At 38.4% G+C, this 14,711-nt stretch carries 15 protein-coding genes and 1 other RNA gene; 10 read left to right on the forward strand and 6 right to left on the reverse strand.

Features of this window, described 5'->3' with window-relative positions; all coding sequences use genetic code 11:
- Window position 1: 1 nt before the first annotated feature.
- On the reverse strand, window positions 2–628 hold the full coding sequence (locus ACFSBH_RS10240) for a TetR/AcrR family transcriptional regulator (protein ID WP_379597376.1): 627 nt from the start codon (window positions 626–628) through the stop codon (window positions 2–4).
- Between the two features lie 193 nt (window positions 629–821).
- On the opposite strand from ACFSBH_RS10240, the gene cydD reads away from it, so the two are divergent.
- Window positions 822–2,552: a thiol reductant ABC exporter subunit CydD gene (gene cydD, locus ACFSBH_RS10245; protein WP_379597378.1), complete on the forward strand. Its 1,731-nt coding sequence runs from the start codon at window positions 822–824 to the stop codon at window positions 2,550–2,552.
- The gene (gene cydC / locus ACFSBH_RS10250) at window positions 2,549–4,264 is read left to right on the forward strand and encodes a thiol reductant ABC exporter subunit CydC (RefSeq protein WP_251512187.1); all 1,716 of its coding nucleotides are present in this window, start codon (window positions 2,549–2,551) and stop codon (window positions 4,262–4,264) included. The genes cydD and cydC overlap by 4 nt, the downstream gene beginning before the upstream one ends.
- A gap of 449 nt (window positions 4,265–4,713) precedes the next feature.
- Here the strand turns inward: cydC and cydS are convergent, their stop codons facing one another.
- From cydS to ACFSBH_RS10270, 4 genes are all read right to left on the reverse strand, one after another.
- Entirely contained in the window at window positions 4,714–4,827 is a 114-nt protein-coding gene (gene cydS, locus ACFSBH_RS10255) for a cytochrome bd oxidase small subunit CydS family protein (RefSeq protein ID WP_379597380.1), read from the reverse strand.
- Window positions 4,828–4,833: 6 nt separating this feature from the next.
- Entirely contained in the window at window positions 4,834–5,844 is a 1,011-nt protein-coding gene (locus ACFSBH_RS10260) for a cytochrome d ubiquinol oxidase subunit II (protein ID WP_251512185.1), read from the reverse strand.
- On the reverse strand, window positions 5,832–7,160 hold the full coding sequence (locus tag ACFSBH_RS10265) for a cytochrome ubiquinol oxidase subunit I (protein WP_379597449.1): 1,329 nt from the start codon (window positions 7,158–7,160) through the stop codon (window positions 5,832–5,834). The genes ACFSBH_RS10260 and ACFSBH_RS10265 overlap by 13 nt, the downstream gene beginning before the upstream one ends.
- Before the next feature lie 292 nt (window positions 7,161–7,452).
- The gene (locus ACFSBH_RS10270) at window positions 7,453–8,229 is read right to left on the reverse strand and encodes an NRDE family protein (RefSeq protein ID WP_251512181.1); all 777 of its coding nucleotides are present in this window, start codon (window positions 8,227–8,229) and stop codon (window positions 7,453–7,455) included.
- 183 nt (window positions 8,230–8,412) lie between these two features.
- On the opposite strand from ACFSBH_RS10270, the gene ACFSBH_RS10275 reads away from it, so the two are divergent.
- From ACFSBH_RS10275 to ACFSBH_RS10295, 5 genes are all read left to right on the forward strand, one after another.
- On the forward strand, window positions 8,413–8,844 hold the full coding sequence (locus ACFSBH_RS10275; RefSeq protein ID WP_251512179.1) for an OsmC family protein: 432 nt from the start codon (window positions 8,413–8,415) through the stop codon (window positions 8,842–8,844).
- 13 nt (window positions 8,845–8,857) lie between these two features.
- Window positions 8,858–9,109: a hypothetical protein gene (locus ACFSBH_RS10280; RefSeq protein WP_251512177.1), complete on the forward strand. Its 252-nt coding sequence runs from the start codon at window positions 8,858–8,860 to the stop codon at window positions 9,107–9,109.
- Window positions 9,110–9,239: 130 nt separating this feature from the next.
- Window positions 9,240–9,944, forward strand: a complete 705-nt coding sequence (locus ACFSBH_RS10285) for a CBS domain-containing protein (RefSeq protein WP_251512175.1) — start codon at window positions 9,240–9,242, stop codon at window positions 9,942–9,944.
- Window positions 9,945–9,997: 53 nt separating this feature from the next.
- Window positions 9,998–10,184: non-coding RNA, 6S RNA (gene ssrS / locus ACFSBH_RS10290), on the forward strand.
- Between the two features lie 190 nt (window positions 10,185–10,374).
- Window positions 10,375–10,779, forward strand: coding sequence for a hypothetical protein (locus tag ACFSBH_RS10295; protein WP_251512173.1), 405 nt, complete (start codon window positions 10,375–10,377; stop codon window positions 10,777–10,779).
- 4 nt (window positions 10,780–10,783) lie between these two features.
- Here ACFSBH_RS10295 and ACFSBH_RS10300 read toward each other — a convergent pair whose 3' ends face one another.
- Window positions 10,784–11,878, reverse strand: coding sequence for an SDR family oxidoreductase (locus ACFSBH_RS10300; RefSeq protein WP_251512171.1), 1,095 nt, complete (start codon window positions 11,876–11,878; stop codon window positions 10,784–10,786).
- 177 nt (window positions 11,879–12,055) lie between these two features.
- Between ACFSBH_RS10300 and ACFSBH_RS10305 the strand changes: the two genes are divergently transcribed.
- From ACFSBH_RS10305 to ACFSBH_RS10315, 3 genes are all read left to right on the forward strand, one after another.
- A complete protein-coding gene (locus tag ACFSBH_RS10305) occupies window positions 12,056–13,138 on the forward strand; it encodes a sensor histidine kinase (protein WP_251512169.1) in 1,083 nt (360 codons plus the stop codon).
- 1 nt (window position 13,139) lies between these two features.
- Window positions 13,140–13,772, forward strand: coding sequence for a response regulator transcription factor (locus ACFSBH_RS10310; RefSeq protein WP_251512167.1), 633 nt, complete (start codon window positions 13,140–13,142; stop codon window positions 13,770–13,772).
- A 93-nt stretch (window positions 13,773–13,865) separates the two neighbouring features.
- Entirely contained in the window at window positions 13,866–14,681 is an 816-nt protein-coding gene (locus ACFSBH_RS10315; protein WP_251512165.1) for a cytochrome c oxidase assembly protein, read from the forward strand.
- Window positions 14,682–14,711: the final 30 nt, after the last annotated feature.

Genomic DNA, 14,711 nt, shown 5'->3' on the forward strand with positions numbered 1-14,711 from the left:
CTTACCCAACCCCCAGATCTAATTTTGCTTGAAACCCTAAAAGTAAGCTTTCCACTGCAGCCTCAAAAGTCAGTTTCAATCGATTGTATAATTCATCTATCGATTCATTACTATCCTGATACGTAGTTACGATCCCATGAAGGGTATAGAAAAATACTCTGGTAAACAATAGTGACTCCTCTCCCTTTGAGATGGAAAGGCGTTGTGCAATCACTTTTTCTAATTCGGCGAATATGGATAGGCGTAGTTTATTGATTTCCAATTCTGGTTCTTCTTCGTCCACTCGGGAAGCCTCTGTGTTGATGAAGATACGGTACATATTTTTATATGTTAAACCAAATAAGATATATGTTTGGCTTAACAAATTTAATCTTTCTTGCGGGGATGAATCTTTTGCTGTAATTTTTAGGATTTCATTGTACAGCTTCTCTAATGGGGGCTTTGATAGTTGGTGGAGTAAGGTTTCTTTGTCTTTGAAATATAAATAAATCGTCGTATGTGAGCAACCGGCCTTTTTGGCAATTTGTCTCATTGTTACTGAATCGAAGCCTTTTGTGGAAAACAGTTCTCCAGCTGCCTCTATGATTTGTTTTTTTGTTTTATCAGATTTCCGTTCGTTTACTGACATAGATGATCTCACTTCCTCTCATTCACTAACCATTGGTTATGTTTATTTTATAACCAATGGTTAGTAAATGCAAATGAAAGTTTTGTTTCTTAAATTCGACAGCTTTGTTAACTTAGGACCTTCTCTTGTACTGAACCGGTGCATTTCGGGTATACTTATGTGAAAGAGTTCACTTCTTGAGAGGAGGTTAAGGATGAACGGAATGAGAGAGATCGCAAAAGAACACCGGGGAAAATTGATAGGCATGACTATTTTTTCCGTTCTGAGTGGAATCAGTATTATCGCACAAGCTTATCTTCTTGTGCTGATTGTTGATAAAGCATTCTTGCAAGGTACAGCATTCGCTGAACTTGTTTCGTATATATTATTTTTACTAGTTGCATTATTAGGACGTACCGTCTTCAACTACTTGAATGGCAAAATTGGGGTGCAACTTGCTGCAACGGTGAAGCAAGATTTACGAAAAAAATTATTGAATAAATATGCTCGGACGAATATGCAAGCTGCGATGTATGGGAAATCTGGGGAAAAGGTTAGCGTCATGATGGATACGGTTGATGAGGTGGATGATTATTATAGCAGCTACATCCCACAAGTGATTCAATCATTGATCATTCCAATTTTATTACTTGCAATGATATTCGCGGAACATTGGATGACTGGTGTCATCATTCTAATTACTGCTCCGTTTATTCCAATATTTATGATTATCATTGGTTTTAATACGAAAGATAAATCGGAGGAGCAACTAGATAAGATGGCTGCTTTTTCTGGTAAATTCCTTGATACTCTTCAAGGATTAACAACACTGAAATTATATGGCCGTTCTAAAGAACAAAGAGAGGAAATAAAAGAAAGCAGTCTTCAATTTCGGGATGCGACTATGGTAGTCCTCAAAACTGCTTTTGCCAACTCACTCGCACTCGAATTCATTTCCATGCTTAGTATGGGGTTGATAGCACTCGAAGTGGCAATCCGATTGATTATTTTCCAGGATATCAGCTTTTTCACTGGTTTTCTCATGCTCGTACTCGCTCCAGAATTTTATAATAAATTGAAAGATCTTGGTAGTGCTTTTCATACAGGGAGAGGAAGCATGGGAGCATTCAATAAGTTACAAGGTGAATTGGAAGCTCCTGATTCACCGGTAGAATGGGGGAAGGCTGCTATTCAGTTGACAGAACCTCCTATGATTGAATTGGAGCATATTAACTTTAAATATGATGAAGGCAATTTTTCATTAAATGATATCTCTCTTATAATTGAACCTTATCAAAAGATAGCGATCATCGGGAAAACAGGTGCGGGAAAATCGACATTGCTTCATGTGATTGCTGGACTTGTTCCATATGCAGATGGGGAAATATATATCAATGGAAAATCCAGGTCACATTATCTTGAAGCGGACTGGTTCAATGAGCTCAGCTATATCTCGCAACATCCATACCTATTTTCGGGTACCATTGCTGAAAATATTGCGATTGGTGGAAGGAAAAATGCTACACGCGCAGAGATAGAAGCTGCAGGAGAAAAGGCTGGAATATCCGAACTAGTGGCAACCCTTGAAAAAGGGTATGACACACAAGTCGGAGAAGCTGGTCGCGGACTCTCAGGAGGAGAGAAGCAACGGATTGCTTTAGCGCGTGCCTTCTTAAAAAAACCTTCCATTGTTCTTTTTGATGAGCCGACAACCGGCCTGGATTTACGTACGGAGAAAGTCCTCCAAACATCGATTCAAGAACTTGGAAAGGAAGCTATCATTATTACAGTAGCTCATCGTTTACACACCATTAAACATGCAGATCAAATTCTATTAATGGAAGAAGGAGAAATAGCCGCAATTGGAAGTCATGAAGAGTTGTTAGAATCCAATTCCCAATACCGCTCCATGGTAACTCTGCAGCAAGGAGGTGAGCGGGAATGAAGGATCTATCCGTCATCATCCGTTTACTGTTTAAAGAGAAAAAAGATATCTTACTATCCGTCATTTGTGGTTTTATTGGTGGAATTACAGCAGTTGGATTGTTTTCAGCTAGTGGGTACCTGATTTCTCAAGCTGCATTCGCTCCACCGATTTATACGTTGATGATTCTTGTGGCGACTGTGAAATTATTAGGAATCATTTCCGCAGTCAGTCGTTACGGAGAAAGATACTATTCCCATCGTGGGACATTTACAATGCTCAGTAATATTCGTGTATCTTTCTATGAAAGGTTGGAACCACTTGCTCCACGGATATTCCAGAAATTCCGGAGCGGAGATCTTTTAGCACGGATTGTCGGAGATGTAGAAACTTTGCAGAACTTCTTCTTAAGGGTCTTCTATCCGCCAATCGTTCTCTTGCTCGTATTTTTATGCACCATTTTCTTTACCGCTTTTTTCTCATGGGTACACGCGCTTATTATTTTCACTGGATTTATCTTGACGACTGTGCTCATTCCTGCATTCTTCGCTTGGAGACAACGAAAAGTCGATCAAGGGCTGCGTGAAGAAAGAGGCAGATTATCCACAGAAGTTACCGAGCTGTTTTACGGGTTCCGTGATTTGAAAATATACCAGCAGTTGGATGAAAAAGAAGAATCGTTGGAAGCAATAGCGGAGGATTATGTGAAGGAACAAGAAAAAGCCGGAATACATCATCTGTATAATGAATCTGTGAATACATTTATTTCACTTGTTATATCGGTTGTAGTGTTGGCAGTTGGGGCCTATTTAATTGCACAAGGTAGTTTGGATGGCATCTTTCTTGCTATGCTACTGATGATTTCTCTGACTGTTTTTGAGAATACAACATCAATGGCCATTTTTCCGAGCCATTTAGAAGATAACAGGCGAGCGGCTAAAAGGCTGGAATCTGTTGTAGGAACGCAAGTTTCTGTAGAAAAGGAAACAGAAGTGCTGGACATAAACTCGTCGCCAACCATAGAAATGAAAAATGTCTCTTTTTCATATCCTGATGAGGAGCGGGAAACGTTAAATGGCATTAATCTAAGTTTTCCAGTTGGGACTAAATCAGCCATCGTTGGGCCGAGCGGTTCGGGTAAATCAACGATACTCAGCCTATTACTAAACTTTAATAAAGTGGATGCTGGAGAAATTCTCTTAAATCACCAAGATATTAATGATATCGACAAAGAAAGCATCTGGAAGCATTCGAATGTTGTTTTACAGGAGAATCACTTTTTCTTCGGCACAGTCAAAGATAATTTAGCGATTGCTTCCGAAAATGCTACAAATGAAGAATTGCAAGATGTTCTTAAAAAAGTAGAACTTGAGCATCTTCAATTGAATAGTCAAGTTTTGGAAAAAGGTGCAAACCTCTCCGGTGGTGAAAAGCAGAGGCTTGCAATAGCGAGGGCTATGTTGAAAAACTCATTTATCTGGATGTTGGATGAGCCGACATCATCCATGGATTCCTTAACCGAAGCGAAGATTTATGAAGAGCTGTTTCAATTGGCAGCGAATGATACACTTGTTCTCATTAGCCACCGATTAAATGGTCTGGAAAAAATGGATCAGATCATCGTGATGGAAGATGGTAAAGTCGTCGAGGTAGGAAATTATGAAGATTTAATGCAAAAACAGGGCTATTTTTATGAACTGAAACAAATTGAACAAAGTGTATTTCAGGGATAGGACATCAAGTCGTGAAGAAACCTAGGAAATCTTTTTTTATAACAAGAGAGTCTTGGTCATGTCACGAATCCAATGCGAATCTTCCCGTCCATGACCAGAGGAGCCTTTTCATGTCACGAATCTCATATGAATCTTCTCATTCATGACCAGAGAGGCCTTCTCATGTCACGAATCTCATATGAATCTTCTCGTTCTTGACTAGAGGAGCCATCTCATGTCACGTATTCAATGCGAATTTTCCCATTTATGACTAGAGGAGCCATCTCATGTCACGAATCCAATGCGAATCATCACGTTCATGACCAGAGGAAGCCTTTCATGTCGTATGGCTAAGTAAAATCATCTGGTTCATGTCAATAGAGCCCTATTTATCCCATTTATTTTATGAATTGCATTTAATGACAAAATAAAAAGTGATTGCCCTTTTCCGGCAATCACTTTTTTAATTATTATTCCTCATCCTCACGTACAACATCATCATATTTTGCAAATACAAAAGCAAGTGCAATGGCTGCGACGATCGTAAGGCCTGGGGCCACAAACATAAGAAAATCATTAAACATTCTCGTTCACTCCTTATTTCCTTGGATGTAATCCTTATCGAAAAGGAATAATCGAACCAACAGGTAGAGTGATGGAATCAAGAGCGCAAGGCCAAGTACAAACACCACTACTAGTGAGATGGCCATTGCTTGGTTGGTGAACCCCTCATAAATAGATAAGTGTGGATAGAGCAAGTATGGATAATGCGCTATTCCATACCCATAGAACGCAAAAGCAAACTGGCCAATGAGTAACCACACAGCTGTCGTATAGTTCCTTCTTTTCCAAATGAACCATACAGTCAATGCCCAGAGTACAAAGGAAATTGCAAACATATACCATAAATTCATAATCCCATCGAACAGTGCACGATTATGCGAGTAGAGCTCAATGATAATCCCTGAAGCTGCTACAATCAATGGAACAGCCCAGAAGAGCGCATATTTTCGCATTAAATCCCTTGCATCCGCATCTTTTGCTTTGTCTGCATACCAAGTAAGGAATACTGCAGAAATATAGAGTACCGCTACAAGTGCGAGTACAACAATTGACCATGATAGTGGACTTGTAAACAATGCGAAATAATCAAGAACAGGGGAACCTTCGACGATTTCGACAAAGCCACCTTGAGCAATTGCAAGAACAACGGATAGAGAAGCTGGGATTAATAAGCCAGCCAAACCGTACATGAAGGCATAACCTTTATGTCCTTTTGTACCGTAGGATTCAAAAGCATAATACGATCCGCGGATAGCCATCAGAATTAAAGCGATGCTTCCTGGTACAAGGAGAATCGTTCCAAAGTAGAAGGCTGATTGCGGGAAGAATCCTACAATCCCTACAAAAAAGAATACAAAGAATACATTCGTTACTTCCCAAACTGGAGAAAGGTAACGTTGAATTATTTTCGACAGGACCCGCTCTTTTCCAGTAAAGATACTGTATGCGTTGAAGAATCCAGCGCCAAAGTCTATGGAACCGAGAATTACATAACCAAAAAGAAACGTCCAAAGTACAGAAATACCTAGGATTTCCATGTCTGTCCACCACCTTTTTCAGCATCCAGTTTAGCTAGTTCTTTTTCAACAGGATTGTTAGCAAATATCTTACGTAAAATGACTAGCGTACCTATCATTAATATCGCATAAAGTATGGCGAATAGAACAAACATGTGACCAACATAATCACTTGAAGTTGCAGCTTGGTCAACTGTCATTATTCCTCGAAGAATCCAAGGCTGACGTCCAAATTCAGCAAGCCACCAACCCGCCTCGATCGCTAGCATGGATAGTGGTCCGCCAAGGACGATGATCCAACGGAACCATTTACTAGTAACGAAACTATAGCCTTGTCGCATTCCAAACCAGTAAAGAAGTGCCACCACAATCATAAACGATCCAATCGTAACCATAATGTCGAAGTAGTAATGGACTTCAAGCGGTGGTTGTTCTTCAACCGGAAATTCATTAAGACCAATTACCTCAGCATTAGGCGAGCCAAATGCTAAAATACTTAATGCATAAGGAATCTTAATGCCATATTTCACTTCTTGAGTTTCTTCATCAAGTACACCGTACATCACAAGTGGTGCACCACGTTCTGTTTCAAAATGCCATTCTGCAGCTGCGAGTTTTTCCGGCTGATACTCTGCCAAATATTTACCAGAGAAATCACCAATCAATGCTGCTGCAATAGAGAATATAAGCCCGATTTTCATTGTCATATGAAGTGCTTTTTTATGATAAGCCTGCTTAGAGCCTCTAATTAAACAAAAGGCTGCAATGGTAGCAAGAATAAAGGCTGATGTCATATAGGCTGTTGCAAGTACGTGAGCAACTTTTGTAGGTGCTGCCAGGTTGAACATAGCTAGTACGGGGTTCGCGTTTACGAGTGTGCCATCAACGATATCAAATCCTTGAGGGGCGTTCATAAAGCCGTTTACCACCGTTATGAAATAAGCTGACATACCAGCACCGAGAGCGACTGGAATCAGTAAAAGAAAATGTTTCTTTTGATTTTCGAAGCGATCCCAAGTATAAAGGTAAATCCCTAAGAATATTGCTTCGAAGAAAAAGGCAAAGACTTCCATGAATAGCGGAAGTGCAATGATATTACCAGCAAGTTCCATAAAGTTTGGCCACAGAAGTGAGAGCTGCAGACCAATAATTGTACCGGTTACGACCCCTACAGCAACTGTAATGACAAACCCACGTGCCCAGCGTCGTGCCATTAAGATATAGTGGTTATCATTCTTTTTAATTCCTATCCACTGGGCAATCATAATCATCAGTGGAATCCCGACCCCAACTGTGGCATAGAGTATGTGCACGGATAAGGTCAATAAGGTCAACATCCTGCTTGCGAATACGGGATCATCAAATATCACTTGTTTTTCCTCCTTTTCATTTGCGCGTTAAGTTCGTGTAGTATTGAACATAAGGAAAAACAGTTTTTACTGCGTACATAGTAAAAACTATTTTGTTTCTCTATTGTAACGTATTTCTAACAGGATAATCCTATGTACTTATGACAATTTTTCAAACCCTGTTGTTTTATTATGCACCATTTTTCATGAATTATCACTTGTAATAAAAGTGGGTTATTGCCATGGTACAGAACGCAAAAGATTGTGAAATACATTGCAATTAAGCTGTAGAAGTTGGAATTGAAAATGAGAATTCTTCTTCTCCAACTAGAATGCCTTTTTTGTATGTCCGCTCTTTAAAGATGACCTGGTTGTTTCGGTCAATAAGTAAGACCGTTGCAGATCGTGTGCCATACTCCGGTGTTTTAATAAATGAAGCAGATAGTTGACGTTCCATCTCTAACCCAATACCCGTATTTGGCAGATGTGAATCCTGTGCTTGTTCATTATTTTCTAGTATTTGGAAGAGGTGTTCGGTCTTTATTTTGTCAGATTGTCGAAAATAATCTCCAAGCATCTTTTTTCCTTTTATAACTTTTGGCCAAGGGGTATTTAAAGATGCGTTACTTAAGCTATGGGTGCCTGGTGTTACTTGTACAATCTTATCTTCAATATTATTGTAATGGAAAAGTTCCTGGGAATTACCGACAAGTATATTAAATCCAGCATATGTGTCTTTTTCTTGACTGATTTTAGTTAGGTAGTCGACAGGGGAATCGGTAGAAGTTAAAAAGCCACGGACGATTGCACCACGTGATTTCTTATCTTTTCCCTCCAAGGATAAATCCCGAATGTTCGTCAAGGCTGCAAAACGTCCTTCTTTTGTAATGCCGAGCCAAGTTCCTTTCTGCACCAGATCACGTCCAGCCAATAAATGTGGTGCATCTGGCCAGAAATGAGCTTTTTCTGTTGGTCTCTTGTAGAATTCATCACGATTTGCAGCGACAATCAAGTTATAGTTTGGATGTCCTTGTATATTAAAATGGATTAAACACATCGAAATCACCTCTCATTACTATTATACGCTTTGGCTTTTTACTGCTCCAATAAAAAGATTTAAACGAATAATTAAAAAGTAAATAGCATTTTAAGGTTAGTTGTGGTGTAATGGAGGTAAGAATTAATTATCCAATTATCGTGTAATATAAAGATGCAGTGTACAGATGAAGAGGTGATTTTCTTGGAATTAAAAATGGATTGGCGAGGTAAACGGTTATTTACTGGAATGACAGCCTCTGGGCATCAATTAATTACAGACGCTGTTCCTGAGTTTGGTGGGGGAAATCAAGGTGCAAGTCCAACTGAAATGCTGCTAGGCGCAGTGATTGGTTGTACCGGGATGGACATTATTTCTATATTAGAGAAAATGAAGCTTACGCCTGAAAATTTTACTGTCCAGGCAACAGGAGATAAGGCGCAAAGCCATCCAAGACGCTTTACAACGATAAATTTACATTATACGATTTCAGGGGATATCGCTGAGGAGAAATTGTATCGAGCGATTGAGTTATCATTAAATAAATATTGCTCCGTTGCTTACTCTTTAAATGCTACCCTGAAGGCGAGTTATTCGTTGAATGGAGGAGCAAAGAAAATAGTGGAGCTTGATTAAGGGGGAAGAAATCTTGAACGCATTTACAGTTGGATTAATTATTGTCGTATGTTTAGTGGCAACTGTAATCACCTACCGGGTTCTAAAGGAAGAAGAACAAAAACAAAAGGCTTATGAAGAAAGCAGTGAAACTTTCCAAGATGAATTTAACCGCTCATTGGAGTATGAGAGAACATCATGGAAAACAAACATACCATTACTTACTTGGATTTATATTATTGCAACTCTAGCATCACTTATTGCACTAGTTATTTACATGGTATAGTGGGATATGGAGGTCTCAGAACCTCCAGTCCCATTTTTTATTTCTATCGTGGGCTTCCATTATACTAGTCTAAGAAACTCAACTAATTTATACTTGGATTTAATGATATCTATTATATAGGAGAATCGAAATGTATCGGAATTCGGAACGTTTTTTGACTGCATTCAACCGGATTGAAAAAAAGATGAAGGAAATTATAAATAATGGCCGTAATTTAGGTTTTTCAAAAATGGTACATATGCTGAAGCATCGAAATGCGATAATCGGCAGGTATAGTGATGATCTTTTGGAATTTGCAGAACTCAGAAATGCAATTGTACATAATAAAGTTGATATGACGTATGCCATCGCAGAACCGCATGGTTCTACAGTAAGTCGAATTGAATGTATTGAAAAAGAACTCCTCCAACCAAGGCTGGTATCACCGCAATTTATTAAGGAAGTTATTTACCTTCAGGAGACTGAACGACTAACGAAACTTTTAGCATTGATACATGAAAAGAAAGTGACTAAGTTTCCGGTTTATCATGAGCAAAAATTCAAGGGTTTAATTAGTCAGCGCGCAATAGCATTTTGGCTCGCTGGGAATATGTATAGAGGAAATAAACTTCCAGAAGATGCAACTGTGAAAGAAGTGTTGGACTATGAAACGAATGACAACTATCGATTTATCCCCGCAAATACTTCCGTACTAGAGGCAGTTGATATTTTTAAAAAGCAATTTGGCAGAGGCAATCGATTGGAAGCTTTACTCATTACAAATAATGGGATCGAGACGGAAAAACTCATAGGTATTATAACGAATCTAGATATTATCGGTGTCCAACATGTGTAGAAATGTAAGAAATTTACTATTGCATTTATAAATGAGAAGGTGTAATATAAGGATACAAGCTACAATGTTCGTATGGAATTAAGTTTTAACCTCTAAATGATGAATAGGGAGTTTTATATTGGAGCTCGAATGTCGGGCCGTCGCTGAACGGAAGACAGGAAGGTTTCTGCAAACACCCACTTGTGAGAAGTGGTGGTTTAAAACTTTTTATTTCAGAAATACGGCAATTGTGGCCTGTACCTACATAATAATTGAAAGGCTAGTCTCCATTTGAGGCTAGTCTTTTTTGTTTGATTAATAACATTCCTCGCTCTTGTGGGAATGTTTAGAAATTTTCTTAAAAATAATTATTTTATACGTAGACATAAATAGTTAATACACCTATAATTTATAGAAAGGAAGTAATTTTTAGTAGTTAGGAGTGGATATAATGGGCAGTTTATCCATTGAAATCATTTTTTATATCATTTTCATCTTTATAGGGCTGTTGACCGGCGCGATTTTTTGGGTGATGAATAAATATCGTATACCAGCGGTCATTTCCCTCATTTTTTCATTACTTGCCCCGCTGCTCACATTTCTTTTTGTAGTTCAAGGTAACGCAACCAAAGAAGCTTTTGGGTATATTACCGAGGAGATGAGTGCAGGAAATACTTGGGCACGTATTGTCGTTATTATACATGTTTTTTTGGTTGGGTGGCTTTTATTTTTAATGATAAAGGGAGGCATCTACCTTTACCAATCACCAAAAGTTAAAGATACCGTAAAAAATATATTGGTAAAGATAAAAACCTCTCCATCAGAAGGATCAAATCAAGATAGTAAAAGCGGTTGAGCACTTATAAAATATGTTTATTATAATCATGTTTGTATTTCCGATAAAAATCTATCATCGAATAAATCGATACTTTAAAATCTGGACAAACGATGTCAGCATCTTTTAGGTCCGTAACTGCTTGTGTGCAATCATAGGATGAATCTATTTTAAAATATGCTAATGCTTCTTTTTCTACTTTCAACCATTTTTTTATGTTGGAAAAGTTCAGCGGAAGACTTGCCAACTCAAGGGAAATCTGTCCTTTTGGCTCTCTTCCAAGATAGCTTTCAGCAAGCATTTGATACAGCTGTCTCATGGAGTAGGGTTCAGGATCGGTGAGATGATATGTTTTACCGATGCCCACTTTTTGAAAGGCAAGGTAACTACTTGCTTTCAATACATAATCAACAGGTACAAAATTACCTTCCACATGACCATCTCCAAGATATGGGAGTACTGGTGAAAGGGCAAGTCGATCGAATAAATTCAGCATAAAATAGATACCGTCAAACTTGGTTGTTTCTCCCGTTTGCGAATGACCTCTTACTATTCCGGGACGGATGATGGTCGTAGGAAGGTCAACCTTCGCCTTTTCTACAATGATTTCTGCTTCGTACTTCGTTCTTTCATAATGATTTTTAAATGATTGTCCCATCTGTAGCTCGGTTTCGTAAATTCTTCCTTCTCTCGTTCCTGAAACATATGCTGTGCTAAAATATACATAACGTTTCAATTGTGTAATTTTACGAGCCCACTCCGTCACTAGCTTTGTACCGTGGACATTCACTTCATATGCAAGGGATTCAGGAACAGCTAAGTCATATATCGCTGCTAAATGAAACAGATGTGTGACCGAGTTCTCGATTTCTTTAGCAGTTTCCTCTATCATACCGAGACCTGTCTTTGTAATATCTCCTGGGACAATGGTGAATATGTTCCTGTCTGTTGCTGTTCTTGATGTGAAATGATTTAATTCAATTTGAGCTTTTTCCATTTCTTTCGGTAGAACGAGAAGGTAGATATTTTGGATAGTTTGACCATGATCTTTTATGATTTGTTCTACTAAATTTTGTGCAAGAAATCCTGGATATCCTGTGATGAAGATAGAATCTTCCATTGTATTCCCCCTATCAGCTGTATTTGTCTTTAGTATATCAGCAATTGTTATAATTTTCTTTCATACTGATGACTTACATGAAGTGGGAGATGACATCAATATGGATTTCAAATTTTATTATCCATAATGCAAGAAAAAAGGAAACGTCAGCTATAATAGTAATAAAGGATGGTAAAAATGGGGATTTTTTGGTTACGGACAATCGTATTCAGTTTTTTATGGGTGTATATGTTAATCGTATATAGCAACTTTCCTTCATTAAGTAATATATTCTTCGCATTGTCCCTGGGAATTTATTTTTTATTGACGATTCCGAAATTCCTTGTTTGGAAATATAGTGTATTACTACTGTTATCAGCGATACATGGATACTACTTAATAGAAGATGTAACTTCTGTTGCAGTCTTATTATCGTTCCTTGTTATCGATGCATCTTTCCGCATGAACAGGAAGGGACATATCAGCATTATTATTGAATTGAGTGTCATTCTGTTTGTACTAAGTTTTATAGATAATATGATGTTTGAGCTAGTATTACTAACTGGTTTTGTTAGTTTCTTAAGTGTGATGATCAACCAAATGTATACGGATAGAAGAGAGCAACAGGAAATCTACGAAGAGCTGCTTAGTGAATATCGCATTTTGAAACGTCTCCACACTAGTGCTGAGCGTAACGCCAGACTTGAAGAAAGAACCAGGATAGCACGAGACATTCATGATTCTGTAGGTCATCGGTTGACTGCATTGATTATGAAGTTGGAGATGCTTCATATTCAAGAGAAACATCCAGCTTATGAAGAGTTAAAGGAAATGGCTAAAGAAAGTCTGGAGGATACCCGGACCGCAGTAAAAGCACTGCAAACCGAAGAAAGTGAAGGGATAGCTGCAGTTGTACATTTAATTCGAAAGCTCGAAGCGGAAAGCCATTTACTTGTTCAATTTACTTTGAAACAGGGTGTATTATCTGTACCGATAACAAATGAAATGAGTGTGGTACTTTACCGGGTGATTCAAGAGGCCCTCACTAATATTATGCGTCATGGTGATACGAGGGATGCTCAGGTTATCTTAAGTAAATCGGCCACGGATGATATCCAATTTGAAATCAGTAATAATATCCGACGTCCAAAGCCATTTACAATGGGCTTTGGTCTAAAGAATATGAAAGAACGAGTAGAGGAACTGAACGGAAATATACATATCTATCAAACTGAAAATCAGTTTATCGTCACTGGTACTTTAAGTAAAGGGGGGAATTGACATGTGGCGTTTGTTATTAGTGGAAGATCAAGCGATTGTCCGGCAAGGGTTAAAAATGATACTGGAACAGGATGAAAACATCAAAGTCGCTTATGAAGCAACGAATGGGGAAGAGGCAATTGATATTGTAAGGAGCTCTCCCGTTGATATGATCATGATGGATATCCGGATGCCGAAGATGAACGGAATTGAAGCAACGCGAATCATACGTAAAGATTTCCCGGATGTAAAGATTCTCATGTTGACGACGTTCAATGATGAAGAATATGCATATGAGGCGTTGAAAGAGGGAGCAAGCGCCTTTCTGTTAAAGACGGCTGCTCCTGAAAAATTAATTGAAGCAGTGTATAGTGCTGCCAAGGGAGGATTGACCCTGCATGATGAAGTTGCGGCAAAAGTAATGCCACGCCTACTCGAAAGATCAGAAAAACCCGTAATGCAAGTGGAACTGACAGAACGTGAACTACTCGTTACAAAGCTGGTTGGAGAAGGCAAAACAAATAAAGAAATTGCCGATGAGCTTTATTTATCAGTGGGGACAGTAAAAAACCACATTACAAACATCCTCCAAAAAATGGAGTTGAGGGACCGTACACAGCTGGCAATTTATGCAGTAAAACATGACATTTCCTAAAAGTTGTCGTTAGTTTGTCGGAAGTTATCCATTCACCTGAAATAAATTAAGGCTATACTTAAGGCAGTAATTTGTGTAGGAAGGTGATTGGAGATGCTGGAAATCATTCTGGATGAATTTCATTTTTCGACGTTATGGAATGGTGGAATTCTCATTTATATGGGATTTATTTTTATCATTTATTTTTTATTGCTTCCTCAAGATTTCAAGTACCCACTTTGGAAGCAGGTTGCCTTCGTACTTGGGATGGTTGCCGTTTTTGCGGCATTAGGAAGTCCAATAAATGTCATCGCGAGAATTAAATTCAGTATCCATATTTTGCAGTTGATCTTATTGCTTCTGATTGCACCACCTTTACTAATCATTGGGTTCAAAAATGAAATTTTCGAACGTGCAAGAAAGGTGAAAATCCTTGGGAGTATATTAAAATTCCTATCAAAACCAATTGTAGGTTTCCTTGCCTTTTTTGTCCTATTTTATTGGTATCATGTCGCTAGCGTATTTAATCATGCCAGACTGGATTTATTTATCAATTATCTATTTATGCTTGCTCTGCTTTTTGTAGGAATTCTATTATGGCTGCCAATTATTTCACCATCGAAGCTGAATAAAAATAGAAAACGTGTCTATATTTTACTAAGCATCATATTCTTAATACCATATGGATTAATTCTATTATTCCAGGATCAAAGCCTGTATTTGGTCTATACCGATGTAGAGATGTTTATGCAGTCCTTGGCTGTATGCATGCCGAGTATTAAAGAAATACCGCCGGAATTTGCAGCTGCTTTACTGCCTTACAATCCGGTCGAAGAACAATTCCAAGGCGGCATGATGCTCGTCCTTAGTCAACTTGTTATCTTTGGAATTGCATTTATCGTAGGACCGAAATATAGTAAGCAGTCTTAACGTTAACACCACTTTTATTATGAAGTGGTG

Source organism: Oceanobacillus luteolus (assembly GCF_042678205.1).
GTDB lineage: Bacteria > Bacillota > Bacilli > Bacillales > Amphibacillaceae > Oceanobacillus > Oceanobacillus luteolus.